At 70.9% G+C, this 24,682-nt stretch carries 22 protein-coding genes and 1 pseudogene; 5 read left to right on the top strand and 18 right to left on the bottom strand.

Annotated features, from left to right (window positions below):
• Window positions 1–213: 213 nt before the first annotated feature.
• The 4 genes from ACZDYF_RS04130 to ACZDYF_RS04115 all read right to left on the bottom strand — a co-directional run bounded on the left by ACZDYF_RS04130 (window position 214) and on the right by ACZDYF_RS04115 (window position 2,927).
• A complete protein-coding gene (locus tag ACZDYF_RS04130; RefSeq protein ID WP_475053776.1) occupies window positions 214–1,173 on the bottom strand; it encodes a manganese catalase family protein in 960 nt (319 codons plus the stop codon).
• A 119-nt stretch (window positions 1,174–1,292) separates the two neighbouring features.
• Window positions 1,293–1,880 (bottom strand): DUF3618 domain-containing protein, encoded by a 588-nt coding sequence (locus tag ACZDYF_RS04125; RefSeq protein WP_475053774.1) that lies wholly within the window; start codon window positions 1,878–1,880, stop codon window positions 1,293–1,295.
• Window positions 1,877–2,356, bottom strand: coding sequence for a phage holin family protein (locus ACZDYF_RS04120; protein WP_475053771.1), 480 nt, complete (start codon window positions 2,354–2,356; stop codon window positions 1,877–1,879). Before ACZDYF_RS04120 ends, ACZDYF_RS04125 begins: the two co-directional genes overlap by 4 nt.
• Entirely contained in the window at window positions 2,340–2,927 is a 588-nt protein-coding gene (locus tag ACZDYF_RS04115; RefSeq protein WP_475053769.1) for a hypothetical protein, read from the bottom strand. The genes ACZDYF_RS04120 and ACZDYF_RS04115 overlap by 17 nt, the downstream gene beginning before the upstream one ends.
• A gap of 814 nt (window positions 2,928–3,741) precedes the next feature.
• Here ACZDYF_RS04115 and ctaD point away from each other — a divergent pair.
• Window positions 3,742–5,541: an aa3-type cytochrome oxidase subunit I gene (ctaD, locus tag ACZDYF_RS04110; RefSeq protein WP_475053766.1), complete on the top strand. Its 1,800-nt coding sequence runs from the start codon at window positions 3,742–3,744 to the stop codon at window positions 5,539–5,541.
• Between the two features lie 33 nt (window positions 5,542–5,574).
• Here ctaD and ACZDYF_RS04105 read toward each other — a convergent pair whose 3' ends face one another.
• The 6 genes from ACZDYF_RS04105 to ACZDYF_RS04080 form a co-directional block, all read right to left on the bottom strand.
• On the bottom strand, window positions 5,575–5,793 hold the full coding sequence (locus ACZDYF_RS04105; protein ID WP_475053762.1) for a CDGSH iron-sulfur domain-containing protein: 219 nt from the start codon (window positions 5,791–5,793) through the stop codon (window positions 5,575–5,577).
• Window positions 5,783–6,799 (bottom strand): glycosyltransferase family 2 protein, encoded by a 1,017-nt coding sequence (locus ACZDYF_RS04100; RefSeq protein WP_475053759.1) that lies wholly within the window; start codon window positions 6,797–6,799, stop codon window positions 5,783–5,785. Before ACZDYF_RS04100 ends, ACZDYF_RS04105 begins: the two co-directional genes overlap by 11 nt.
• Window positions 6,796–7,860 (bottom strand): iron-containing redox enzyme family protein, encoded by a 1,065-nt coding sequence (locus ACZDYF_RS04095; RefSeq protein ID WP_475053755.1) that lies wholly within the window; start codon window positions 7,858–7,860, stop codon window positions 6,796–6,798. The genes ACZDYF_RS04100 and ACZDYF_RS04095 overlap by 4 nt, the downstream gene beginning before the upstream one ends.
• Before the next feature lie 265 nt (window positions 7,861–8,125).
• On the bottom strand, window positions 8,126–8,872 hold the full coding sequence (locus ACZDYF_RS04090) for a YqjF family protein (RefSeq protein WP_475053752.1): 747 nt from the start codon (window positions 8,870–8,872) through the stop codon (window positions 8,126–8,128).
• A gap of 352 nt (window positions 8,873–9,224) precedes the next feature.
• The gene (locus tag ACZDYF_RS04085; protein ID WP_475053748.1) at window positions 9,225–9,878 is read right to left on the bottom strand and encodes a PAS and ANTAR domain-containing protein; all 654 of its coding nucleotides are present in this window, start codon (window positions 9,876–9,878) and stop codon (window positions 9,225–9,227) included.
• Between the two features lie 400 nt (window positions 9,879–10,278).
• Window positions 10,279–11,016: a ferritin-like fold-containing protein gene (locus ACZDYF_RS04080; RefSeq protein ID WP_204808162.1), complete on the bottom strand. Its 738-nt coding sequence runs from the start codon at window positions 11,014–11,016 to the stop codon at window positions 10,279–10,281.
• 418 nt (window positions 11,017–11,434) lie between these two features.
• On the opposite strand from ACZDYF_RS04080, the gene ACZDYF_RS04075 reads away from it, so the two are divergent.
• Window positions 11,435–13,153, top strand: coding sequence for a DEAD/DEAH box helicase (locus tag ACZDYF_RS04075; protein ID WP_475053745.1), 1,719 nt, complete (start codon window positions 11,435–11,437; stop codon window positions 13,151–13,153).
• A gap of 117 nt (window positions 13,154–13,270) precedes the next feature.
• On the top strand, window positions 13,271–13,753 hold the full coding sequence (locus ACZDYF_RS04070; protein ID WP_204808160.1) for a VOC family protein: 483 nt from the start codon (window positions 13,271–13,273) through the stop codon (window positions 13,751–13,753).
• 12 nt (window positions 13,754–13,765) lie between these two features.
• Here the strand turns inward: ACZDYF_RS04070 and ACZDYF_RS04065 are convergent, their stop codons facing one another.
• From ACZDYF_RS04065 to ACZDYF_RS04035, 7 genes and pseudogenes are all read right to left on the bottom strand, one after another.
• A complete protein-coding gene (locus ACZDYF_RS04065) occupies window positions 13,766–15,547 on the bottom strand; it encodes a beta-N-acetylhexosaminidase (protein ID WP_475053742.1) in 1,782 nt (593 codons plus the stop codon).
• A 221-nt stretch (window positions 15,548–15,768) separates the two neighbouring features.
• On the bottom strand, window positions 15,769–16,032 hold the full coding sequence (locus ACZDYF_RS04060; protein WP_475053739.1) for a hypothetical protein: 264 nt from the start codon (window positions 16,030–16,032) through the stop codon (window positions 15,769–15,771).
• Window positions 16,033–16,626: 594 nt separating this feature from the next.
• On the bottom strand, window positions 16,627–16,803 hold the full coding sequence (locus tag ACZDYF_RS04055; protein WP_475053736.1) for a DUF2283 domain-containing protein: 177 nt from the start codon (window positions 16,801–16,803) through the stop codon (window positions 16,627–16,629).
• Window positions 16,804–17,274: 471 nt separating this feature from the next.
• Entirely contained in the window at window positions 17,275–18,216 is a 942-nt protein-coding gene (locus ACZDYF_RS04050; protein ID WP_475053734.1) for a hypothetical protein, read from the bottom strand.
• A gap of 207 nt (window positions 18,217–18,423) precedes the next feature.
• Window positions 18,424–19,050 carry a MarC family protein gene (locus tag ACZDYF_RS04045; protein WP_191789373.1) on the bottom strand — a complete coding sequence of 209 codons (627 nt, stop codon included), beginning with the start codon at window positions 19,048–19,050 and terminating at the stop codon, window positions 18,424–18,426.
• A 19-nt stretch (window positions 19,051–19,069) separates the two neighbouring features.
• Window positions 19,070–19,909 (bottom strand): PHP domain-containing protein, encoded by an 840-nt coding sequence (locus ACZDYF_RS04040; protein ID WP_475053732.1) that lies wholly within the window; start codon window positions 19,907–19,909, stop codon window positions 19,070–19,072.
• Between the two features lie 107 nt (window positions 19,910–20,016).
• Window positions 20,017–21,004: pseudogene (locus ACZDYF_RS04035) on the bottom strand (aldo/keto reductase).
• Window positions 21,005–21,247: 243 nt separating this feature from the next.
• Between ACZDYF_RS04035 and ACZDYF_RS04030 the strand changes: the two are divergent.
• Together ACZDYF_RS04030 and ACZDYF_RS04025 are read left to right on the top strand one after the other, a co-directional pair.
• Window positions 21,248–22,153 (top strand): alpha/beta fold hydrolase, encoded by a 906-nt coding sequence (locus ACZDYF_RS04030; protein ID WP_475053727.1) that lies wholly within the window; start codon window positions 21,248–21,250, stop codon window positions 22,151–22,153.
• Between the two features lie 97 nt (window positions 22,154–22,250).
• Entirely contained in the window at window positions 22,251–23,792 is a 1,542-nt protein-coding gene (locus ACZDYF_RS04025) for an aminopeptidase P family protein (protein WP_400274581.1), read from the top strand.
• A 129-nt stretch (window positions 23,793–23,921) separates the two neighbouring features.
• Here ACZDYF_RS04025 and ACZDYF_RS04020 read toward each other — a convergent pair whose 3' ends face one another.
• A complete protein-coding gene (locus ACZDYF_RS04020) occupies window positions 23,922–24,671 on the bottom strand; it encodes a class I SAM-dependent methyltransferase (protein WP_475053718.1) in 750 nt (249 codons plus the stop codon).
• Window positions 24,672–24,682: the final 11 nt, after the last annotated feature.

Genomic DNA, 24,682 nt, shown 5'->3' with positions numbered 1-24,682 from the left:
CGATGCGTGGTTCGTCATCACCGCTGCGGCACCAACTGCACCCTCGGCTGCTGGTGGACGCAGGGCCACCCGGAACCAGACTGCCGACACATCCGCACGTCACTGACGTCGCTCCGCGCTCCCCTCTGAGAGTCTGCTCGCTCGCAGGCCCTGCGCCGCTGGCGTCGGGCGACGTCGCGACGACGTCGCCCGACGCCAGCCTGGCGCTACGCGCTAGGCCTTGCTGGTCGGGGCGAACAGGGGGTCGGCCGCTTCGGCCATCTCGAGGTCTGCGGTGGCCTGGATGAGGGCCAGCAGCTCGGGGTCGAGCCCCGGGGAGAACTCCTCGGGGCGCTCCACGGCGATGGTCGAGGGAACCCCCGGGGGTGCCTGTTCGGTCCCGTCGAGCTCGGTCCCGTCGTTGGAGGGCGACATGCCCTGGAAGATGCGCCCGGCCTCCGAGGCACCCTCGAGGTCGAACGTGTACTGCTTGGACTGCAGCCCCAGGTCGACGAGCTTCTTGACCTCGGGGAACTTCTCCGCGTTCGTCTTGGGGATCGGCAGGACCTTGCCCCAGTCCACGCCCAGGGTCTCCAGTGCCTTGGCGTACGCGTTCTCGTGCGCCTGGTCGCGCACGATCAGGTACGCGATCGTCGAGCGCGCCGTCTTGTTGTCCGTCATCTCGTAGATCCGACACTTCTGCAGGCGCCCGGTCGACTCGAGCATCAGGTTGTACAGCAGGTCCAGCACCAGGTTCCCCGAGTTGTAGACGTAGCTCCCGCTCCACGGGTTGCCCGCCGCGTCCACCGGCAGGGCACCCTGCGAGGCGACGAGGTAGTGGTGGATGTTCCCCTCGCCCAGGGCCAGGTCCAGCGGAGTCTTGCCCCGGGCACCGGGTGTGTCCAGCGGGTCGGTCTTCTTCCCGTTGTACCGGGGCGAACCGTCGAGCAGGCGGGCGATGGTCGTGCCGATCAGCTCGACGTGGCTGATCTCCTCGGTCCCTATCCCCTGCAACAGGTCCCGGTAGGGCTTGCCCGTCGGACCACGGAAGTTGATGCTCTGGAAGAGGTACTGCATCATCGTGCGCATCTCCCCGAACTGCCCTCCCAACCCTTCCTGGAGCGCGTTCGCCGCCGCAGGGTCCGGCTCGTCGGCCACGATGTCGTTGATCAGTCGCTGCACGTGCAGATACATCTCGTGCCTCCTCGGTGAAACCGATGTGGACCTCCACCGTGCGCCCGGACGGGGTCGATCGACCTCTCGGGGGCTTGTGGAGCGCAGTGCGCCGTCGGCGCCCTGACTTCTTGGAGTGCTCAGTCGTCGCGCGCGGTTGAACGGACGTCGGCTGCTGCCGCCTTGCCTTCCTCGGCCACTGCACCTGCTGCGTCCTTGGCCGCTTCCTGGACTGCGTGCGCGCCCTCCTGCGCGGGCTCCTTGAGGTTCTCCGCGAGGGTGCTCGCTGCTTCCTTGGCATCGTCGACGAGCGGAGCGGCGGCGTCCTGGACGCGGCCGGCCGCGCGTTGCTCGGTCTGGCTGGAGGGCAGCAGGCTCGCGACCACGAGCCCCACCCCGAACGCCACGAGGCCCACGGCCAGCGGGTTGCCCTCGGCCCGGTCGCGCACGGACGAGGCCGCTGACGACACGCCGTCCGAGGCCGTTCCGACAGCCCCGCGGGCACCGTCGGCCACCGAGGCCGCCGCGCCGGTCGTCGAGTGCACTGCCGTGTCAGAGGCCCCCATCACCTTGTCCTTGACAGAGGTGAACGAGCGTCGGACGCGGTCGGTCTGCCGGCGGGCGATGTGCGTGGGGTTGACCTTGTCGCCGAGCGCGTCCACGTCGTTGCTCAGGTCGGTGCGGGTCTGCTCGATCTCGTTCCTGAGCTGTTCCGGGTCGGTGCTCATGAGTTCTTCTCCTCGTGTCCTTGCAGTGCATGGGGGATCTTCTTCACGGAGTCGACGGTCTCGGGAAGGCCGGTGACCTTCTTCATCTCGGACCGGCCGACGAGGGCGAGGACGGCAGCGACGACCGCCCAGATGGCGGCCACGACCAGTGCGGACCATCCGTTGCCGATCTGGGTGCCCAGCGCCCACCACGACGCGATGGACAAGAAGACCAGGACCATGTGGCCGGCGACCCCTGCCCCGGCGAGCATCCCGGCGCCCTTGCCAGCCCGTCGGGCCGATGCTGTGGCCTCGGCCTTGGCGAGCTCGACCTCCTGGCGCAGCAGGGTCGAGATATCCCGTGTGACCTCGGCGAAGAGCTCGCCGACACTTGCCTGTGCCCCCGCAGGAGGGGTGGTCTCATCGCGATGCCGACCGTCAGGACCCGGCACGTCAGGCGCCGGCGCCCAGGTTCCAGGGTCAGAGGCGTTCGACATCGGTCTCACCATGCTTCGCGACAGGCTCGGATGCGGCGTAGGTCGGTGAAGATCCCGAGGTCCCGTTGCTCAGGGGGCTCTCCTCGGGTGCCCAGCCAGCGCTGTGGGCCCCGGTGAGGTCGTCCGTCGGCGCCGCCGACGGCGTGCCGGACGTCGAGGGTCCCCGAGTGTCTGCCGAGGGGCCCTGGGTGTCCTCGGTCGGTGTCCGCTCAGACGGCGGGGCGTCCTTGATCCCCCGCGCGAGGCGGCCGACCAGGATGCCTGCCCCCGCGGCGAGGGCGATGAACAGCCCGGGGCGGCGGCGCGCGAAGTCCTTGACCTCCCGGACGACCGAGCCGGGGTCTCGATCGTCCAGCCAGGTCGCGACGCGATCGGTCGTCCGGGAGGCCTGCTGGACGAGGTCCGTGGCATACCCCGGGTCCTGGCTGTTGCTTGCCATGCCCGAGAGCTCGGTGCTCAGCGCACGCAGACCCTCCGCGGCTCGCTTCTGCTGGGACTGGGCCTGCGCGTCGAGCTCGGACCGGGCCTGGTCCGCGAGGCTCCTGACCTGCTTCGTGGCTGTTCCGGCCACGTCGGACGCCTTTTCTCGAGCATCGTGTGCGATGTCTCCGAGCGAGTGCGCGGCCTGGGATGCGGTGTCCTTCGCCCGATCCTGGAGACCCGGGCTCGTCTCACCCTGGTGTGGCTCTGCTTCGGGGGTGCTCTGGTGCGTGGCGGGGACGCTGACGCCCGATGGCGTCCGGTTGGGGAATTGGCTCTCGCTCATGGACTTCTCCCATGGGATCTCCTCATCGACCGATACCGAGACAGAGCTCGGCAAGGATGCGGTGAGGGGGTGAGTCTTGTCGGCCACCAACCACGGGAACAGGTCTGGCGGCCCGGTGCGTCGGCAAGGCTCCCGGTGCGGCCACTTTCTTGACCTGTCCTGACGATAGGCTCATCGGCGCCGCTCGCCACTGGGGCGCACCCCTCATCCAAGTCGGCAGGTGTGCTTGACGGGCCCAGCCTCGGCGAACAGGCTGTGGCGAGCTGGGCCACGGATCGGTCCCGGGGGCAGGTGGTGCCGGTTCCCGCTTCATGAGACCCCGGCACCACCGGTCGAGAGCCGCGGCCCTCGCATGCCTCACGCTCGCCCTGCTTGGGGCCACTCACCATCTGAACGACCATCGGCGCCGGTCCCCGGTACGGCTCCGGGACCCTTGGTCGATGGCGGCGCGGGCAGGCCAGCCTCGAGGACGGCGGCCCGCATCGTCGTCTCCGCCGGTCCTCGTGGTCACCCGCCGACCCGTGGTTCCGCAGGTTGCGCTACCGTCGGATGAGGCCCAAGAAGCGAGCCGATCGCTCGGCCGCGCGATGTAGCGCGACGTCGCCCGGAGGTCCCGGCAATGGTCAGCACGGCAACCGCACGGCACACACCCACACGTCCTGCCCCCCGCCGCTCAGCACTGCGGGCCGTCGTGTCGTGGGTGACATCGACCGATCACAAGACGATCGGGTACATGTACCTGGTCGCGTCGTTCATCTTCTTCTGCATCGGTGGCCTCATGGCCCTCGTGATCCGTGCCGAGCTCTTCGAGCCCGGCATCCAGATCGTGCAGAGCAAAGAGCAGTACAACCAGCTCTTCACGATGCACGGCACGATCATGATGCTGCTGTTCGCCACCCCTCTGTTCGCTGGGTTTGCCAATGCGATCATGCCGCTGCAGATCGGTGCACCCGACGTCGCGTTCCCGCGACTGAACATGCTCTCGTTCTGGCTCTTCCTGTTCGGCGGGCTCATCGCCTCAGCCGGGTTCCTCACTCCTCAGGGAGCCGCATCCTTCGGCTGGTTCGCCTACGCACCGTTGTCGGCAGCGACTTTCACCCCGGGACCCGGGGGCGACCTGTGGGTCCTGGGCCTCGCGATGGCCGGCTTCGGCACCATCCTGGGGGCCGTCAACTTCGTGACGACGATCGTCACGATGCGAGCTCCGGGCATGACGATGTTCCGCATGCCCGTGTTCACCTGGAACACGCTCGTCACGAGCCTGCTGGTCCTGATGGCCTTCCCGGTTCTCGCGGCGGCGCTCTTCGGTCTGGCGGCGGACCGCCGCCTGGGAGCGCAGATCTACAACCCCGAGAACGGTGGGGCGCTGCTGTGGCAGCACCTCTTCTGGTTCTTCGGTCACCCCGAGGTCTACATCATCGCGCTGCCGTTCTTCGGCATCGTCTCGGAGATCCTGCCGGTGTTCAGCCGTAAGCCCCTGTTCGGGTACAAAGGCATCGTGTTCGCGACCATCGCGATCGCCGCGCTGTCGATGACCGTGTGGGCGCACCACATGTACGCGACCGGCGCCGTGCTGCTGCCGTTCTTCGCGTTCATGACCATGCTCATCGCGGTCCCGACCGGTGTGAAGTTCTTCAACTGGATCGGCACCATGTGGCGGGGCAGGCTCACGTTCGAGACGCCCATGCTCTGGTCGATCGGCTTCCTCGTGACCTTCCTCTTCGGTGGCCTCACGGGGATCATCCTGTCCAGTCCCGCGATGGACTGGCACGTCACCGACTCCTACTTCGTCGTGGCGCACTTCCACTACGTGGTCTTCGGCACCGTCGTGTTCGCGATGTTCGCCGGCTTCTACTTCTGGTGGCCCAAGTTCACCGGCAAGATGCTCGACGAGAAGCTCGGCAAGATCCACTTCTGGATGCTCTTCATCGGCTTCCACGCCACCTTCCTGATCCACCACTGGCTGGGCGTGGCCGGTATGCCCCGCCGGTACGCGGACTACATGCCGGAGGAGGGCTTCACATGGATGCACCAGGTCTCGACCATCGGTGCCTTCCTGCTCGCCGCCTCGACCCTGCCGTTCCTCTGGAACGTCTACACGACCTGGCGCAACGCGCCCAAGGTCACCGTGGACGACCCCTGGGGCTACGGACGCTCCCTCGAGTGGGCCACCCCCTGCCCACCCCCGCGGCACAACTTCACGTCGCTTCCCCGCATCCGCTCCGAGGCCCCGGCGTTCGACCTGCACCACCCCGAGGTCGTGGCCATGGAAGAGGTCGCCCCCGATCCGGGGCCGCTCGCCCAGGTCTACGGCGACGCAGACCGCCGAGGAGAGGTGTCCCAGGCACGTGCCAGGCGCCACACGACCCAGCCTGGGCAGGACTCGACCACCACCGACGTCCGCGACGAGAATCCGTGACGCGGGACGCGCGGTGCAAGATGACATCCGCGTCTAGTCGTCGGAGCGGAATCCGTTGACCTTGTGGGTTCCGTCACAGAACGGCTTGATCGCGGACGCGCCGCAGCGGCAGAGGGCCACGGTGCCCCGTCTGGGTTCGATCGGGTTGCCGTCCGCATCGACGATGGTCGGTCGGCCGCGAACGAGGAGGGGCCCGTCGGGGCACAGCGTGACCAGCAGCGCCTCGCCGTCCGGCGTGGGCTCATCGCGCATGGCTCTCCTGTCCTGCTGGGACGGGCGCCAGGGGGGTGAGTCCGGCGAGTACGTGCGTTCGGATCCATCGCTCTGAGTGGGCTGCTGTCCGCAGCCGTGTTCCCGCATATCCGATCCCGCCAGCTGCCCGGTACGCCAGCGCCGCCCATGAGCACGCAGCCCGTTCCACGACCCAGGCCGGGGCAAGTGCGCTGCACAGCCACGCGAACCGTGCGGTGCTCCCGGTCCTCCGTCGCCCGCGTTCAGCGATGAGCACAGTGGCGGCCGCCAGCGCGACCAGGCGTCGTGGCCGCCGCGTGGCCCAGATGATCACCGGGAGCAGCGCGAGCTCGATCACCAGCCGGAGGGGCTGAGCCTGGCTGTCGTAGGCCTGGCGGACGCGTTGCGAGAAGAAGCGGGTGGTCGAGGGTGGGTGACGTTCCACGAACAGGTCGTGGGCGCGCAGTTCTCGCCCTCCTGCAGCGCGCGCAGTGCGGATGAGCTCGAGGTTCTCGAACAGGACGTGCGTGTCGTACCCGCGGGGCAGCACCTGGCGCCGCAGGGCCAACGTGCCGGGATAGTCGCCGCCGGTGGCCCGGTTGATCAGCATCCGGGCGGTGTCCCAGCGGGCGTGCCAGGGCAGGGGCCGGAAGAAGTTCTGTGGACGGACCAGGTCTACGTCGTCGAGCAGGTGCACCACACGCTCGAGGCCTGGCTGGTCGTAGCGCACGTCGTCATCGGCGATGACGACCCGCGGCGCGATGGTGGCGCGCAGCCCGTCGACCACACCCACGGCCTCGCCGTTCTCGCCGGGATCTACCGGACGGGGCGCCCGGTGGGTGAGATAGCCGGACCATCGGGCGTGGTGGGCGGTGAAGACGTCGGGGGGTGATCCGTCGATCACGACAACGTCGACCCAGTTGACGAGGCGCTCCAGATAGCTGGTGAGCTCACCAGTGTCGGGCTGGTCCCAGCGCAGAGGAAGGAGGTAGACGGCCTCGGCGGCAGGCACGGCAGGCGTGGTCATGCGGGGCCCGGGGAACGCAGTGCGGAGGCCTGGTGCTCCCAGGCGTCCAGGGTGTTCCCACCGGCCCAGCCGTCGACCGCCAGGCAGGCAGCGGCTCCGAAGAGGATGTCGGGCAGGAGAGCAGGTTCCTGGGCGGCGAGGCGTCCGGCCAGGTCACGACCCGCGATCTGTTCGTGGACCGCGTCAGCCTCGACATGCTCGTCGAAGTACCGGGTGGTGGTGGGACCGTGCCCCAACCGGCGGAACCCGTTGCCGTACAGCTTGTTGGGGATGGACGAGGTCATCTCGAAGGCGGCGAGGTGACCGACGATCGCCCCACGCAGCCGACGGTGCAGCCCGAACATCGACATCATGTTCAGCGAGGCAAGCGTCGACGCCGGGACGAGGTCGACGTAGGCACCGTACGTGTCGTCCAGCCCCAGGCCGCGCATCGCCTGGGCGAAGAGTGCGGAGTGCATACGCTCGGGGCGGCCGTCGCCGTACTCGTCGGCCTGGATCTCCACGAGTGCCGCCTTCGGTGCCCCGCGGAGCCGCGGGATCGCCCAGGTGTGCGGATCGGCCTCCTTGAGCTGGTAGACCGACCGAAGGACAAGAAGCTCGCGCAGCTGTTCCTCGGTAGCCTTCTTCGCCGCGAAGCGCGACAGGCTCGGGCCACCATCGTCGGCGGTCATGGCGAACAAGGCCTCGGCCACCGACCGGGCATCGCTGCGGTCGAGCTCGGGGGTCGTGATCCGGGCACGGAGGTCGGCCTCGAAGTGGTCCTCCAGCACCCCGCGCGCAGCCAGGAGGCCTGGGTGCCACTCCCACCGGTCGTCCACGCCCACGAGCCCTCGGTAGTGCAGCTCGTACAGGCACAGGAGCGTGTGCTGCAGGTCCTCGTCCTGCGTGGCGTACCCACCTGCCACCCGAAGTCGATCGCGGACCGTCTGGCGCAAGGCCGAGGCGTCCGTGGCGTCCGGGGGCTGGCGGAGCGTCTCGATCAGCTGCTCACCTATAGGGCCGCGCGCGGCCGGGACGTGCAGACGTCCGCTGTCGACGCCCCGCGACTCGATGGCGGTCATGACGCAAGCCCCAGGTGGCAGCAGACGTCAGCGCTGGTCGTGGTCATCATGGTTCTCCTGTGGCGCATCCGGTGCAGGCACGCGCACACCGCTCATGAGCGGGCGCGCCCGGATGCATCGGTGGTTCGACGGCGCCTCGGCTCGACCCCGCCTTCACGCTAACCGAAAGCGCGACCACTGGCAGGACAGGAACCGGTGCCCTCCCTCGCGACGAGGAGCGAGCGCACACGGGTCGTGCGCGCTCTCGCGACGGCACCCCGCGAACTCAGGCGGCTTCGCTGGGGGCCGTGACGTCGCAGGCCGCGGGTCGAGGTAGCCCGATCACGGTGTCGACGCCTGGCGAGACGTGCACGAGCGGCTCGACCTGTGGAGTCGGCAGGCCCATCACCTCGAAGACGTCCGTGTCGAGGTGGTCAAGGCTGGCCCGCCGCAAGGGCCATGGCTGATGGGTCACCGGGACCCGCCACACGTGCCCGGCTCGGACCGTGTAGGCGTTCCACCGGCCGGTCAGCCTCCCCTCCAGCTCCGTCGGTCCGCGGACCGGCTCTCCGGCGTGGACGGCCGCCCGCAGCCGCAGGGGTATGGCGCGGCGGGCGGGGCGGGCGTCGTAGGACAGGCGCCCACCCCCCACAGGCCGGATGGTCGCCTCGGTGCGGTGATAGGGCAGCCCGATGGTGCGCATCGCGGCATTCATCGCTCGACGTGTGGACCACAGGCCGAGGAACCACAGCCCGTCGGTGCCGGCGTCGTGACGGACATAGGTCCGCAGGTTGACCTCGGGGAACGTCGACCAGCCGGGGACCGCGGGCAGCGGCGGAACGCGCAGGTCCTGCATCAAGAAGGGGGTCAGCCCGATCCACGCGGCACCCTCGTACGTCTGTACGTGCAGTCCGCGCGGCAACCGTTCCTGGATCACGGCGGGCGCGACCGGCCAGTGCAGGAACGTCAGTGCGGACCAGCGCTGGGCGTTCACGGGCAACCGGATGGTGTTCTGCGGCCTCGGACCGCTCATCGCGCACCTCTTCCATGCTCGTCCACAGCACGTTCCAGAATGCTCGCACGCACCCCGCCCGCGCGTGACCGTGCTCTCCGTCCCCTCGACGCATCGCGTGCGAGTCGAGAGAGATGCAGTGGGCGAGTCGAGGACATGCCCGACGATCGCACCGGCGAGCACCCAGGCATGGCGATCGCCCTCGGCAAGATGGCGTGGTGGGCCACGTAGCGTGCACCCGCTCTCGTCACCGAGCCGATCTCGGCCGCATCGGTTTCCGGGCCTCCGCTGTACCGGACGACCAGCGGCGCGCCCGGCCCGATGACCTCGGCCCGCTCGGCAGGCGTCTCGATGCTGAACACGCCGACGGGGCCTAGGCGGGATTGCGCAGGAACTCGTCCACGGCGTCCCGGCGGTGCTCGTCAACCGGCAGGATCCGCCCCAGAGTCACCAGACGCGCCGCTAGATCACGCACGGGCACGTTGTGCTGGTTCGAGGTTCCCCGCAGCAGCTGGAAGGCCTCGTCGATGGTCAGCCCGTGGGTCACGGTCAAGATGCCCTTGGCCTGCTCGATCGTCCCCCGGTGCGACGCCGCGGCCCGGATGTGCTGACCAGCCAGGTCCTCGGCGCGCTGGGCGACGGGGGCGGTGGTGTCGACGAAATAGCCCATGAGCTCGATCACCCCACCGGCGTCGGGGTCCAGACGACCTTGCCCGACCAGGGTCACGATCCGCTCGTGACCGCGGGCATCCATGATGCGGTGCACGCTGTGGAACGGGACGCCCGAGCGCTTCGCTGTCTCGAACACCTCGCGAAACCGTTCGCGGTCCGCCGGGTGCTTGTGCGCCAGGACCAGTGCGGTGGTCGGCACTACTTCGTGCGGCTCGAACCCGTGGATGCGGTACGTCTCCTCGGACCACCACCACCGCCCGGTGGCCAGCTCGTACCGCCATTGCCCGGTGAGTCGAAGGGCCGTGTTGCCGACATGCTCCACAGGGACACGCCCTGCATGATTCTCGATCGCCATACCGAACGGCTCCTCAGAGAAAGGACTGGTGAGCCGGCTGCCTGACTCGGTCGCGCCCCTCGACCGTACGCTCGAAACCCCCACACCGACAGGGCAGGTGGCTTTTGAGTGGCAAGTCCCCTCCTCCCCCTCCGGGGGAAGAGCCGGCATCTGCACGCCGCGGCACGGCCCATGACGGGGTGGGGCGGCGATCCACGAAACGGCGCCCGCCACGCACCTCGCGCGGTCAGTTGAACTCGTGGCCCGCCACGTCATGCCCGATCGCGACCGTCGTGTGCGCGGGCGCCGTCATGTCCCGGGACGGCCCCGCCGCAGGTCAAGGACCCGAGCTGGCTGATCCTCAACTCCGCCGCCGCACGTCATTCCGAGGGGGGGACACGCCCCGGGCCGGGTTTCCCGCTCAGGCCGCGAGGCCCAACCGCCCCATCCGGCGCGTGTGCTCCGCCGTGAGCTGGGAGAACACCCAGGCCTGCCGGTCGGCGGCGGTACCGGTCACGTCGGCAGCCCCGGGCGTGCCCGCCTCGGTGCGGTGTCCCGCGCCGTCCGCGAGGAGCCGGCCCAGGCCCTCACGCTCGGAGAGCAGCGTCTGCACGAGCCCCAGGGCCTCGCCCACGAGGCGACGTCCCCACAGTGCGAGGCGGGACGCGAGCACGGGGTCGGCGGCAGCGGCGTCGGCGATGACGGTGGCCGAGCGCTCCGAGTCGACGCCGTCCGAGAGGATCTCCAGGACCAGGTCGCGCGACTCGTCGTCCAGCCCGTCCGCGGCGAGGCGGCAGAAGTCGTCGGCCACACCGTGCCCGACGTACCCCTTGAGGACGCCCTCCCACCAGGTGCTCGACGGGGTGCGGCTCTCGAAGTCGTCGAAGATGCCGTCGAAGGCTCCCATCTCGGCCTCGGGGTCACCGCCCAGGTCCGCGATGCGCTCCAGGACCCGCTCGTGCCGCGCGAGCATCTTGCCCGCGTGCCGCGAGAGCTGGTGGCGCTGCGCGAGGGTCGGCGCGTTCGCCGCGTCGGCCGCCAGCCGTCCGAACGTCGCGAGCTCGGTGTAGGCGATCAGGCCCAGGAGCCCGATCACGTCGCGGTCGGTCGCGAGCCTGGCCGTACCGTCGGACAGGTCGTGGTGCTGGGGCTCGCTCATCCGGCCAGAATAGTCGAGCGCCCACCACCGGCCGCGACATGAAACGTGACAACACGGGTGATGACGGGTCCAGCGGGAGCAGTCCGATACTATGGGTGGGTACATCGGTTGCCCGGTCGTCCGAATCCCCGGCCCCGGTGGGTGCTCCTGAGCCCCACCCCGTGCCGAAAGACTTGCGAACGACACTGCACGACGCCGACCTCGGTCGGTGCGCGCGGGCGGAACCGGGGTTCGCGCCTCACGGCCGACGACCCCCGACGACGTCCTCGCGGCGAATACCCACGATCGGCTGCCGGCCACTAGGCGCGAGAGACCGTACCTGCCTGGGACTTCCCGGAGCATCGTGGACCCGCCGAACCGTCGGGTCGATCACGCACGTGCGGCGCCTCGCGCCAGACATCAGAACCACGAGGCACCAGTGACCACCACCGAAACTCCCGTCGAGCCCACCGAGCTCGACCTCCCCTCAGTCGAGACCCCTGCCGACGACGTCCAGGGCACGCTGTCGTCGAGCGTCCAGGCCAAGGACGTCTCCTTCGCGGACTTCGGCGTCCGCCCGGAGATCGTCGAGGCGCTGGCCGACGCCGGCATCACCCACCCGTTCCCCATCCAGGCCATGACGCTGCCGGTCGCGATGTCGGGCCACGACATCATCGGCCAGGCCAAGACCGGCACAGGCAAGACGCTCGGCTTCGGCGTGCCGCTGCTGCACCGCGTCGTCGCTCCGGGCGAGGAGGGCTTCGACCAGCTCCCCGCCCCGGGCAAGCCGCAGGCGCTCGTCATCGTCCCGACGCGTGAGCTCGCCGTCCAGGTCGCCGGCGACCTCGAGGCCGCGTCGGCCAAGCGCAGCGTCCGCATCATCCAGCTCTACGGCGGCCGTGCTTACGAGCCGCAGATCGCGACGCTCAACGCGGGCGTCGAGGTCGTCGTCGGTACCCCGGGTCGCATGATCGACCTCATGAACCAGGGGCACCTCAACCTCACGCGCGCTCGCTGCGTCGTGCTCGACGAGGCCGACGAGATGCTCGACCTGGGCTTCCTGCCTGACGTCGAGAAGCTCCTCTCGCGCACGCCCGCGGCCCGCCACACGATGCTGTTCTCGGCGACCATGCCGGGCGCGGTCGTGTCGATGGCGCGCCGCTACATGACGCAGCCGACGCACATCCGGGCCAACGACCCGGACGACGGCGGCCAGACCGTCAAGAACATCAAGCAGGTCGTCTACCGCGCGCACGCGCTCGACAAGGTCGAGGTCCTCGCGCGCATCCTCCAGTCCGAGGGCCGCGGTCTGACGATCGTGTTCGCGCGCACCAAGCGCACGGCCGCCAAGGTGGCCGACGAGCTCGCGGACCGCGGCTTCGCGTCGGGCGCGATCCACGGCGACCTGGGCCAGGGCGCCCGCGAGCAGGCGCTGCGCGCATTCCGCTCGGGCAAGATCGACGTGCTCGTCGCGACCGACGTCGCAGCCCGCGGCATCGACGTCGACGACGTCACGCACGTCGTGAACTACCAGTGCCCCGAGGACGAGAAGACCTACCTGCACCGCACGGGCCGTACCGGCCGCGCGGGCAACAAGGGCACGGCCGTCACGTTCGTCGACTGGGACGACGTGCCCCGCTGGTCGCTCATCAACAAGGCCCTGGACCTGAACATCCCGGAGCCCGTCGAGACGTACTCGACGTCCCCCCACCTGTACACGGACCTCAACATCCCCGAAGGCACCAAGGGCCGCCTGCCCAAGTCCGCGCAGACCCGCGCGGGCCTGGACGCCGAGAAGCTCGAGGACCTGGGCGAGACCGGCAAGCGTGGCGGTGCACCGTCGCGCGGCGGCCGTGACGCAGGCCGCGACGCGGGCCGTTCGGGCTCGCGCGACGCCGGGCGTTCGGGGGGCCGCGACAGCGAGCGCAGCGGCTCGCGTTCCGGCGGCCGCGAGGGTGGTCGCGCCGGCGAGGGTGCACAGCGCTACTCGTCCACGGGTTCCACCGACGCTGTTCAGGCTCCGCGCACCGAGGCTCCGGCTGCGGGCGCCTCGGCCGAGGGCGCTCCCTCACGTCCGCGTCGTCAGCGCAACCGCCGCCGCACGCACGGCGGCGCGTCGGGTGCCGGGACGGCAGGGACGCCGGCTCCGACCGAGTGATGCTCGACCGCTCGGCCTGACCTGACGGCGGGCCGTCGCTCCACGGAGCGGCGGCCCGCCGTCGTGTCCGGGGACCTCGTCGGGGCACGTCCCGCAGGCGGGGTCTAGCGTGGGTCCATGGAACCTCGCGTCAGTCTGATCACCCTGGGGGTGCGCGACGTCGCCCGGGCGCGCGCCTTCTACGTCGACGGCCTGGGCTGGGAGCCGGTCAACGAGGTACCGGGCGAGGTCGTGTTCCTCCAGGTCGGCCACGGCCTGCTGCTCTCGCTGTGGCGCCGCGCCGACCTCCTCGAAGAGGCCGGTCCTGGCGTCCACGAGGCCCACCACTCCCCTGAGCATTCGCCGGGGCACGTCGTACCCGTCGCGCTCGCGCACAACGTCGGTTCCCCCGCGGAGGTGGACGACGTCCTGGCGAGCGCGCTCGCCGCAGGAGGCTCCGTCGTCGTGCACGCGCAGGTGCGCGTGTGGGGTGGGTACTCGGGGTACTTCGCGGACCCGGACGGATTCCGCTGGGAGGTCGCGCACAACCCGGGCCTCGTGGTGTCCGACGACGGACGGGTCACCTTCGTCGCGCCGGAACCCGACCCCGGGGCCTGGTAGGGCCGGGTCGCCTCACGGGGTCCAGTCGACGTCCGCGACCTCGTTCCACCCGATGCCCGCCGCGGTCCAGCGTGGGGACACCTGGACGAGCCGGTCGCGGAAGTCCGGGTAGCTGCGGTCGGACTGGTCGGACCACGCGACCTCGGCCGTCGCGGGCAGTCGCGGGAAGAGCATGAAGTCGGCGTACTGGTCGACGGGCACGAACTCGTCGAGGCTCTCGGGGGTCTTCATGAGGCTGTCCGGGTAGGAGCGGTCGGACCACAGCAGCACCTCGACACCGGCCATGTCGGACTCGTCGGCCAGGACACTCTTCCCGTCCGGCGAGGTGAGCTCGGTCGCGGGGTCCCAGCCGTACGCCTCCTCGAGCGTGATCTGCGCGGCCCACTCCAGGCCGTACGGGGTGTCCTGGTCGTACTTCATGTCGAGGTAGGTGCGGTCCGCCGGGGACATGATGAGCCGCGCGCCCTGGTCGAGGGCGTCCTGCACGTCGACCAGGTCGGCGTTCGTCGCCTCCCCGCCGATGACCGGGCGCAGCCGCTCCCCCACGCCCCAGTACTGGATGAGCGTGCCCGGCGGCAGCGCCTCGGCAGCACCCCACTGGTGCCAGCCGATCACGGTCTTGCCGTGGCCGGTCGCGATCTCGTTCGCGGCCTCGGCGTAGTTCTCGTACCAGCCGGGCGGGCTGGGGGCCTCGTCGCCGCCCAGGTGCAGGTACGCTCCGGGGTTCTGCCCCGCGACGGACGCGAGGACGGTCTGGAGGAAGGCCCGGACGTTGCCCATGTTCTCCTCGCTCGAGCAGACCACGGGGTTGTTGACCTCGGGGCCCCAGTACTGCGCCGTGGGGACGCCGTCGCACGTCAGCGAGCCGAGCGACGCCTGGGCCGCGAGCGTGTGGCCGGGGCCGTCGATCTCGGGGACGACCGTCATGAACTTCTCGCCCGCGTACGCGACGATCTCCGCGTACTCCTCGGCGGTGTAGTACCAGCGTTCGCCCTCGCCGCTGCCCGGCTCCCACCACTCCTGCGTCGTGGAGCCGATCTCGGTGAGCTCGGGCAGGGCGTCGACGGCGATGCGCCACCCCTGGTCGTCCGTGAGGTGCAGATGCAGAGCGTTGAGCTTGTAGGTCGAGGCGTGGTCGATGAAGCGCTTGACGGACTCGACCGGGTAGAAGCGGCGGGCTACGTCGAGCATCGCGCCACGGTAGGCGAAGCGGGGCTCGTCGGTGATCGTGACGGCCGGGGCGGTCCAGCCGCCTGCGGGGGCGTCCTGGACGGTGGTCGACTCGATCTCCGGCGGGAAGAGCTGGCGCAGCGTCTGGACACCGCGGAACAGGCCGGGGGGCGCGGCCGCCCTCAGGACGACCTGGTCGTCGTCGACCGTGAGCTCGTACGCCTCGACCGCCGGGTCGTCGAGCAGGCCGTCCCGGTCCCAGGCGACCTCGGTATCCGGGACGAGCTCGAGCCGGATCTCGCCCGCCGCCCCATCGACAGCCGGGCCCAGCGGCAGCTCGAAGCCCGTCGCGGCGCCCAGGTACTCGGCGAGCTCCTCGCCCACGCCGTAGACCTCGGGCGCCCAGACCTCGGGGGTGACCAGGGCGATCGTCGACTCCGCGGTGAGGGCGAAGCCCTCGCCCCCGTCGACGCTCACGTCGCTCGGCACGGGGACGAGTCCCAGGCCGAGCGACGGGACCGTGCTCTCTTCGGTCGTGCAGGCCGTGAGCAGCGTCGCGGTGAGGATCGTGGCGACGATCGCCGCGGTGAGGGCGATCGGTCGACGGCGACGTGGCGAGTTCATCAGCACTCCTTCGTAACTCAGGATCGAAGAAGGCCACGCCCTCCCCTGCCGTCCAGCCTAGGTGCGTGCGCTGGTTCCGCGGCGTGGGTCAGCCGTCTCGATGAGGTAACGAATCCGGTGGAATCGGTCCCATGATGGCCGGCGGACGAGAGGCCGGGTCCCAGATCTGGACGGAGGCGAGCGACGCCTCGACCCGGCGAAACCCCTCGAAGAAGGCGCCTTCATATGCCCCCTCTCGCGATGTACTCCGCCACCGTGATCCCGACGTTCCACTCGTCAGGCGATCGTTCCGCCTGGTCCACGGTTTGCCACACCACGACGCCCGGGTGCTGGATCGCCAGCTCGAAAGGCCACCCGGCCTGTGGCTTTCCGCGCAGGCCAGATGCGTGCATGAGGCGGCGCGCCCCGGCGCGGGATGTCGTGAACACCGCCGCACCGGCCGGGAGAACGTTCGCCTCGGCGCGGTTGGTGGTGATCACCGTCACCAAGCAGCTGTAGACGCGATACCTCACGCATGTCTCCTGTCATCAATCGTCGGATGTGACCAGCCGCTAGTCGGCCAGGACCAACGATGCCCGGCGTCTCGACGGGCGGTCGGGACATCGCGTCCCCGCGCTTCGCGACACCCACGGTGACGTCGCCCGTGATCTCGACGCCAGGTCACCGCCGATCGACCCCCGAACCACGTCGTCAGCTGCCCGCGGACCAGCGAGGCGAGGTGAAGACCACCGAGGTGACACCCTCTGTGTGGCTGGTGATCTCGAGCCCGGCTGTGGTCGCAACACCCGCCCGCCACGCACCGGGCACTCCGGAAAAGGACACGAGAAAGGCCACGGCCAGTGCTCCACACGCCGAGGCTCCGGCACACCCCGGAAGCCACCCCAGACCACGCCCCCTGCGGGCAGGCCCTCTCACTGGCTGGAAGCCGGTTCGAGTGAGGGGAGGCTATGTCACATATCTGACGTTACGATCATTTTGTTCATACTGGTCTCACAGGACGCATCCGGCGAACCGGCAGCCCCGCCTTCCCGGCGTGTGCTCCGCTCCGACCGCCCGGTCGGACCGACAGCCTCGTCAGATCAGTCACCTGCGCCGTCCAGCAAGCTCTGGTAGCCGATGAGCTCGATTCCCAGCAGGCGCCCGTCCACGTCGAGGTCGAGGACGACTTCCCCCGACAGTCGCGCGTCCTCCACGACGATCTGCCGCACCGCGGCCCCTTCAGCGATGGGCTGCAGCGTGATGTACGCCGCGTCCACCTTCTGGGTCGATCTCGATCATGTCTCCTCCATGTCTCGTCCTTCACGCAGGTGGAATCGCGCGAGCGTGTCGAGCATCCACTCCCCCTGCCCTTCGGTGTCTGCGAGCTCGACTCGGGCCACACCGGACCTCGCCGCGTAGATGCGCGCTCCGCGAGTGGCGCCCCACGACTCACGGAAGGTCGGCCGACGGTGGTCCGGGTCGATCGCGTCGACCACGAGGACTACCGCACGACACGTCAGTGCTCCTGGTCGTACACCCCAGGTCCTCGTCCACCACCTTCGGCCGAGACCTGGGACCGTCCCGTGGACCACCCTGACCGAGGCGTGCACCCTGCCCTGTTCCCGGGCCCGGCGCTCGCGCTCGGCCCGCCGACGTCGTCCCCGCCAGTCACCGAACAGGTCGCCGATCGAGCCTCCGACCAGGCCGCCGAGGAACTCACCGACCACGTCGCCGATCACGTCGTCACCTCATGAACCCTCTCGCCCCGGATCCCGCTCGCGTGTCCTGTCCGACGACCCGGCCGGCCCCTCCTCCGCGTGCGCCGAGCGCTCCGCGAGTCGGCGCACGCCTGTCGCCACCTCTCGGACGGCTTGCTCTGCCTCAGGCGAGAGCGGTGTCGATCCGGTGCGGTCGAGCAGTTCCGCGCAGAGGTCGAGAGCGTCGGCTGACGCGCTCTGCGTGATCGTGGCGTCTCCCAGGCCGTCGGTCACTGTCGTGAGGAGCAGATCGGCCCACGCCGCGTCGTCATCCGTGGCTCCGAGCGGCGACGGGTCGGCGAAGGTCGAGTCGAGCCGGTGGAGCGCGGCAAGGAGCAGGTCGAGGTCGGCCGCACCCGGCCCGGCGCCCCGAAGCCCCCGGGGCGCCGTCCGTCCGTTCCAGCTCTTGCGGGTGCGCGCCTTGCGCTCGGCCTTCTCGCGGGCTCGGCGGCTCCGGCGGGACTCCTCCACGGGCTCGAACACTGAGGGGATCAGCTCGCGGAGCCGAGGCGGCAGCTGTTCTCGGATCGTGTCGTGGAGCCACACGCCGGACACCGCCCGCGCCCAGACCGAGTTGCTGGTGCACCGGTCGGCGACCATCTCCCAGCACTCGGGCCGCCACTGGAGGAAGTCCTCCATGACCCCGGCGCCGATGCTGTAGACGTCCTTGACGGCCAGGTCCTGCTGGACGATCGCGTCGATGAGGACGATCGGGTCCGTGGCACGCTCCAGCCGTGAGAACACCTCGTCGTGCACGCCGATGGCGTCCAGGGCTCTCAGCCGCGCGGCCCGGTCACCTCTCAGGTCGACGAGGTGCTCGACATAGGCCCGCGCAAGCTCCGGGACGCCCATCGCCTCGTAGTCGGTCCGATCGCCCCAGGCGTCGAGCCAGGCGGCCGCCTCGTCAGCCGCTCCCACGACGTCGTCGTCCATGTTCCTGTCCCCCCTCCACCGGGCGGGCAACCCGACGAACCCGCCCCGACCCGGCGCGCTCGCCGACGTGAGAGGGGACATTACCCCCAGACACCCCACGACCCCCACGCGGGTCCGCAGCGCCCGCACACCCCGGGGAGCGACGTCGTCGGGCATGACGACGCCCGCGAGACCGGGTGGTCTCGCGGGCGTGCCGACGAGAGGCGGCTAGTTCGCCATCTGCACGAACGCCGTGACGGCGTCCGCGACGAGCTGCACCGCGATCGCCGCGAGCAGCAGGCCCGCGATGCGGGTCACGAGGATCGTGCCCGAGTCGCCCAGGACGCGGTGGATGACGTTCGCGAAGCGCATCGCCAGGAACAGCGTGAGGTGCACGGCGACGACGCCGGCCGCGATCGCGACCCAGTCCGCGGCGGACCCGTCGGCGCGCTGGACGAAGACCATGGTCGCGACGATCGCGCCGGGCCCGGCCAGGAGCGGCGTGCCGAGCGGGACCAGGGCGACGTTGACGCCCTTGTTGCCCGACGGCGTCGGCTCCTCCATCTTGCCCGTCAGCAGCTCCATCGCGACCAGCAGGAGCAGGAGGCCGCCGGACGCCTTGAGCGCCGGGAGCGAGATGCCCATGTAGTTGAGGATCTGCTGGCCGAAGACCGCGAACGACACGATCACGCCGAACGCGACGAGGATCGCCGTCCGGGCGGCCTGGTTGCGTTGCTTGGCGCCCATGGCGCTGGTCAGTCCCAGGAAGATGGGGACCGTCCCGGGAGGGTCCATGATCACGAACAGCGTGATGAACACCTCGGTGAAGAGGCGCAGGTCCATGATGTCGTTCACGACACCACCGCCCGCGCCGTCATCGGATCACGTCCAACGTGCCTAGCTCCTCGATCGTCTCCAGCACTCGTGGTGCTGTCGTGTTCTCGCCGAGCCGGTTCGGTTTGCCGGCCCCGTGGTAGTCGCTCGAACCCGTCACGAGGAGGCCCAGGGTGTGGGCGATGTCCTCGAGGCGGGCAACCTGCTGTGTGCTGTGGTCGCGGTGGTGCACCTCGAGCCCCAGCAGTCCTGCGTCGGCCATCTGCTCGATGACCAGGTCCGGCACCACGCGTCCTCGTCCGTCGGCGCCCGGGTGGGCGAAGACGGGCACGCCGCCCGCCGCGCGCACTGCGCGCACGGCGTCCAGGACGTCGGGTGCGTAGTGCGGCACGTAGTAGCCGGTGCCGGGGTGCAGGATCGTGGCGAATGCCGCCGAGCGGTCGCTGACGTGGCCCGTGGCCACCAGGGCGTCCGCGATGTGCGGCCGCCCGATCGTGGTCCCCTCCTGCGTCTGCGACAGGACATCTTCCCACGTGAGCGGGTAGTCCTCGCCGATCCGCTCGACCATGCGCCGGGCGCGCGAGACGCGGTCCTCGCGCGTCCGCTCGGTCTCGGCCAGCAGGTCGGGGTGGGTGGGGTCGTGCAGGTAGCTCAGGAGGTGCACGGAGACGTGTCCCGCGCGGGCCGAGATCTCCGCGCCACGCACCAGGGCGATGCCGTGCTGCTGGGCGGACTCGGCGGCGTCGGCCCAGCCGGCGGTCGTGTCGTGGTCGGTCAGGGCGACGACGTCGAGCCCTGCGGCGGCTGCGTCCGCCACGACGTGGGCCGGAGCATCGGTCCCGTCGGACGCCGTGGAGTGGGTGTGGAGGTCGATGCGCACCGTCTCAGGATAGTGAGGGCGCGGGGCGCGGCCCGCCGAGGCAGGCCCGACGGCGCCGCTCACCGCACGCGCCCTCTCGCCCGGGCGGGGTGAGAGGGCGCCACGGGTCAGAGACCGGTCATCTTCTGCATGGCCTCGTTGTAGCGGGCGCCGGCGACGCCGAGGCGGGCCGCCGCCTCCCCGAGGGACGAGAGGTCGGCCGCGGAGAGGTCGAGCGTGGTCGCACCGAGGTTCTCCTCGATGCGGGACAGCCTCCGGGTGCCCGGGATCGGGACGAGGTCCGGGCGCTGGGCGAGCAGCCAGGCGAGGGCGACCTGGGCGGGCGTCGCCCGGTGGACTGCCGCGACCTCGGTGACGAGGTCGACGAGCGCCTGGTTCGCGGCCCGGTTCTCCTCGGTGAAGCGCGGGATGAGGGTGCGGACGTCCCCCGGGGTGAACTCGGTCGAGGCGTTCACGGTGCCCGTGAGGAAGCCCTTGCCGAGCGGGCTGAACGGCACGAGCGAGATGCCGAGCTCGTCGAGGGCCGGCAGGATCTCGTGCTCGAATCTCCCGGGTCCACAGCGAGTACTCGCTCTGCAGCGCGGTCACGGGATGGACGGCGTGGGCGCGGCGGATGGTGCCGGCGCCGGCCTCGGAGAGTCCGAAGTGGGCTACCTTGCCCTCGGCGACGAGCTCGGCCACCGTGCCCGCGACCTCCTCGATGGGCACCTCCGGGTCGACGCGGTGCTGGTAGAACAGGTCGATCCGGTCGGTACGCAGCCGCCGGAGCGACGCGTCCGCGACGCGACGGATCTGCTCGGGGCGGCTGTCCACACCGACCGACCTCCCGTCGCGGATGTCGAAGCCGAACTTCGTCGCGAGGACCACCTGGTCACGCAGCGGTTCGAGTGCCTCGCCCACGAGCTCCTCGTTGACGTACGGGCCGTACACCTCGGCGGTGTCGAAGAACGTGACACCGCGCTCGACCGCCCCGCGCAGCACCGCGATCATCTCGGCGCGGTCTCCCGGGTTGGGTCCGTAGCTCTGGCTCATGCCCATGCAGCCCAGCCCGAGGGCCGAGACCTCGAGCCCTCGTCCGAGCGTCCGTGTCTCCATGTGCGCCTCCTGTGATGTCGTGCCGGTCGCGGTTGCGACGGGCGGCGCCTCACGCGCGCCGCTTCGTCGACGTCCCACAGCCGACGCTACGTCCGGCGACCCGCCGCAGGCAGGGTCCAGCAGTACCTTCCTCGGGCACGGCACCCGTGGGGGCTACCGTCCCCAAGGCCCGCACAGGACGTTCACGTGAGCAGCGCCGGGCTTTCGCAGTGCTCCCAGGTCGCGCTGGCAGCATCCGAAGAGATGCGTAAGAGCCAGCCCGTCCTCCGGGCCACCGCCGTCCCGTCCGCCCCGTCGATCGACCTCCTCCCGAGCCTCGCGCAGGCGTCCGCGGCGGGGACCCCTGCCGCCGTCGTGTTCGTGCACGGGGTGCGCACGTCGAACACGATCTGGGGCCGTCAGCTCGCCCACGTGCGCGACGCGGGCCACCTCGCGATCGCGGTGGACCTGCCGGGGCACGGCGAGCGCAGCGGCGAGCGGTTCACGCTCGCGCGGGCCTTCGAGATCCTGGACGACGCCGTCGCGTCCTTCCCCGCCGACGTCCCGGTCGTCGTGGTGGGCATGTCGCTCGGCGGCTACACATCGCTCGCGTACGCGGCGAGCCACCCCGAGCGGCTGGCCGGCGTCGTGGCGTGCGCGTGCAGCGCCGACCCGCGCGGCAAGCCCGTCGCCCTGTTCCGCGAGGCCGCCGCCCTCGTGGACGCCGCGGGCAGCGCGACCCGCCGCGCCCTGGGGCGGGTGCAGGACGTGCTGCGCGCAGGGCGCTCGCTGCCCGGCGGTGCGCGAGCCACGGCACAGCTCACGGGTGCAGGTTCGTTCGCGGACCCGCGGCTCCCCGGCCGGCCCGCGTGGCAGGTCGTGACCGACGTGCTGCACGAGCTCGCGGGCCGCTCCTCGCGCGCGGACCTGCGCGCCGCGAAGGTTCCGGTGTGGCTCATCAACGGGCAGCGCGACCACCTGCGTCTCGACGAGAAGCGCTACCTCGACACGGCCCCGGGCACCGCGCTCGTGGTAGTGCCGCGGGCCGGCCACGACGTGAACCTGGACGCCCCCGACGCCTTCAACGCCGCGCTGACCCGAGCGCTCGGCGATCTCACGAGCCGTTGGTCCCCCGCGCGCGAGCAGGCGCTCGTCGGCGCGGCCGCCTGACCGGGCGACGACCCGCCCGCCGCAGCCGGCGCCCGAGGCCGAGCGCCGCCGTCGGGCCGCACGCCCCTTCCCCGACACCGATGGGAGACTGGTACCCATGAGCAACGACACCACCCCTGTCAGCGCGCCAGCCGCGGAGTCCGAGCAGGAGATCGCCGCCCGGAACGACAACCGGTCGCACCGGCCCGACTCCGAGGCCTTCAAGGCGTTCATCACGAGCGGCTGGGCGCCGCGCGCGAGCAGCGACGTCGTGCCCGGCGTCGCCGCGCCGTACACCGCAGCCCGCCGCGCCGAGCTCTCCGCGGGCTTCCCCGGCGCGCGCCTCGTGATCCCCGCCGGGCCGCTCAAGGTCCGCTCGAACGACACCGACTACCGGTTCCGCCCGCACTCGGCGTTCGCGCACCTCACGGGCTTCGGCACCGACCAGGAGCCCGACGCGGTCCTCGTCCTGCACCCGGTCGAGCCCGGCACGGGCGACGACGGCTCGAACCACCACGCCGTCCTGTACGTGCGCCCCCTCGCGGCGCGCGACACCCAGGAGTTCTACGCCGACTCGCGCTACGGCGAGTTCTGGGTCGGCGCCCGCCCGAGCCTCGACGACGTCACCACCGTGACGGGCATCGAGGCCGCGCACATCGACGAGCTGCGCGACGCGCTCGCCAAGGACGTGGGCGAGCACGTCGTCCTGCTGGTCGTCACCGGGGCCGACGAGAACATCGAGGCCTTGGTCGAGGCCATCCGCCTCGAGAACGGCCAGACCGACGACGCCGCGGCGGACGCCACGCTCGTCGAGGCCGCCTCGGAGCTGCGCCTCGTCAAGGACACGCTCGAGATCGCGCACATGCGCGAGGCCGTCGACGCGACGATCGAGGGCTTCGCCGAGGTCGTGCGCAACCTTGCCCGCGCGACCGAGCACCGCCGCGGCGAGCGCGTCATCGAGACGACGTTCGACGCGCACGCCCGCCTCGAGGGGAACACGGTCGGGTACGAGACCATCGCGGCCGCGGGCGAGCACGCCACGACGCTGCACTGGATCCGCAACGACGGCCAGGTCCGCGCGGGCGAGCTCGTGCTGCTCGACGCGGGCGTCGAGGTCGACTCGCTCTACACGGCCGACGTCACGCGCACCCTTCCCGTCGACGGCACCTACACCGACGTCCAGCGCCGCATCTACACCGCGGTGCTCGACGCCGCCGACGCGGCCTTCGCGGTCGCCGTCCCGGGGGCCCGCTTCCGCGACATCCACGCCGCTGCGATGGAGGTCATCGCCGAGCGCCTCGCCGAGTGGGGCCTGCTGCCCGCGACGGCCGAGGAGTCCCTCGCGCCCGAGGGCCAGTTCCACCGCCGCTGGATGGTGCACGGCACGAGCCACCACCTGGGCCTCGACGTCCACGACTGCGCGCAGGCGCGCCGCGACCTGTACGTCGACGGCGTCCTGGAGCCCGGCATGGTCTTCACGATCGAGCCCGGCCTGTACTTCAAGAGCGACGACCTCACGGTCCCCGAGGAGTACCGCGGGATCGGCGTCCGTATCGAGGACGACGTCCTGATCACGCACGACGGCAACGAGAACCTCTCGGCAGCGCTCCCCCGCCGCCCCGAGGACATCGAGGCCTGGATGGCGTCGCTGCGCGACTGAGCACGACGCGTCGCGGCCCGGCCGACGACGCACCAGCACGACCGCAGCACGACGAAGGCGGCGACCCCGAGGGCACTCCTCGGGGCAGCCGCCTTCGTCGTACCCGCGGGTCAGACGGAGCGCGCGGGGTCAGACGGCGCGCGCCACGACGAGCAGCTCGCCCGCTCCTTCTCCCACGGGTTCGCACGCCCACCCGCCGAAGACCTGCTCGACGGCGAACCCCGCCGCCTCGACGTTCCGGCGCACCTCGCCCTCGGGGCGGAACCGGAGCGTCGCGGTGGACAAGAGCTCGTCCCCCTCGGGCATCTCGTAGCCGAGCGTGAAGTCGACGACGCCGTCGCGCTCGCCCGTGATCTCGCACCAGGTCTGGACGACGCGCCCGTCGCTCAGGACGACCGGGTCGCGCTCGTCGGGCGTGTGCCACGTCTCCCACGCACGGTCGCGAGGGTCGCGGGTGTCGAACACGAGGATCCCGCCGGGGACGAGGGCCGCGCGGACGTCCGCGAGGACGCCCGCCCACTCGTCGTCGGCGACGAAGAACTGGGCGACGTGGCTCGTCATGAGGGCGACGTCGAACGCGCCTGCGGGCGCGTCGGAGGACGTCCCGTGGACCCAGGTCACGGCGTCGGCACCGGGTCGGCGCCGGGCTGCGTCGAGCGACGCGCCGGCGGGGTCGATGCCCGTCACGCGGTGCCCTGCGGCCGCCAGCGCCACGGTCAGCCGTCCTGTGCCGCACCCGAGGTCGAGCACGCGCGGGCCCGGTCCCTCGGTCGCGCGGGCGAGGAAGTAGTCGTCGTCCGGACCCCAGGTGTTCTGGGCGTCGTAGACCTCGACGAGGCGGGCCTCACGGAACTCGGCCTGGTGCGTGGCGGTGTGCATGCGACCACGCT

This window comes from Oerskovia sp. PE-21s (assembly GCF_056158145.1).
The sequence above is the reverse complement of the archived record's forward strand: the minus strand, read 5'-3'. Positions and strand labels throughout refer to the sequence as shown.

Excerpts from the sequence above, each read along its gene's own strand:
- ACZDYF_RS04095 (WP_475053755.1), bottom strand. The coding sequence starts at position 7,860 with ATGACCGCCATCGAGTCGCGGGGCGTCGACAGCGGACGTCTGCACGTC.
- ACZDYF_RS04020 (WP_475053718.1), bottom strand. The coding sequence starts at position 24,671 with ATGCACACCGCCACGCACCAGGCCGAGTTCCGTGAGGCCCGCCTCGTC.
- ACZDYF_RS04025 (WP_400274581.1), top strand. The coding sequence starts at position 22,251 with ATGAGCAACGACACCACCCCTGTCAGCGCGCCAGCCGCGGAGTCCGAG.
- ACZDYF_RS04105 (WP_475053762.1), bottom strand. The coding sequence starts at position 5,793 with ATGCGCGATGAGCCCACGCCGGACGGCGAGGCGCTGCTGGTCACGCTG.
- ACZDYF_RS04120 (WP_475053771.1), bottom strand. The coding sequence starts at position 2,356 with ATGTCGAACGCCTCTGACCCTGGAACCTGGGCGCCGGCGCCTGACGTG.
- ACZDYF_RS04090 (WP_475053752.1), bottom strand. The coding sequence starts at position 8,872 with ATGAGCGGTCCGAGGCCGCAGAACACCATCCGGTTGCCCGTGAACGCC.
- ACZDYF_RS04030 (WP_475053727.1), top strand. The coding sequence starts at position 21,248 with ATGCGTAAGAGCCAGCCCGTCCTCCGGGCCACCGCCGTCCCGTCCGCC.
- ACZDYF_RS04125 (WP_475053774.1), bottom strand. The coding sequence starts at position 1,880 with ATGAGCACCGACCCGGAACAGCTCAGGAACGAGATCGAGCAGACCCGC.
- ACZDYF_RS04100 (WP_475053759.1), bottom strand. The coding sequence starts at position 6,799 with ATGACCACGCCTGCCGTGCCTGCCGCCGAGGCCGTCTACCTCCTTCCT.
- ACZDYF_RS04085 (WP_475053748.1), bottom strand. The coding sequence starts at position 9,878 with ATGGCGATCGAGAATCATGCAGGGCGTGTCCCTGTGGAGCATGTCGGC.
- ACZDYF_RS04050 (WP_475053734.1), bottom strand. The coding sequence starts at position 18,216 with ATGGACGACGACGTCGTGGGAGCGGCTGACGAGGCGGCCGCCTGGCTC.
- ACZDYF_RS04130 (WP_475053776.1), bottom strand. The coding sequence starts at position 1,173 with ATGTATCTGCACGTGCAGCGACTGATCAACGACATCGTGGCCGACGAG.
- ACZDYF_RS04070 (WP_204808160.1), top strand. The coding sequence starts at position 13,271 with ATGGAACCTCGCGTCAGTCTGATCACCCTGGGGGTGCGCGACGTCGCC.
- ACZDYF_RS04080 (WP_204808162.1), bottom strand. The coding sequence starts at position 11,016 with ATGAGCGAGCCCCAGCACCACGACCTGTCCGACGGTACGGCCAGGCTC.
- ACZDYF_RS04065 (WP_475053742.1), bottom strand. The coding sequence starts at position 15,547 with ATGAACTCGCCACGTCGCCGTCGACCGATCGCCCTCACCGCGGCGATC.
- ctaD (WP_475053766.1), top strand. The coding sequence starts at position 3,742 with ATGGTCAGCACGGCAACCGCACGGCACACACCCACACGTCCTGCCCCC.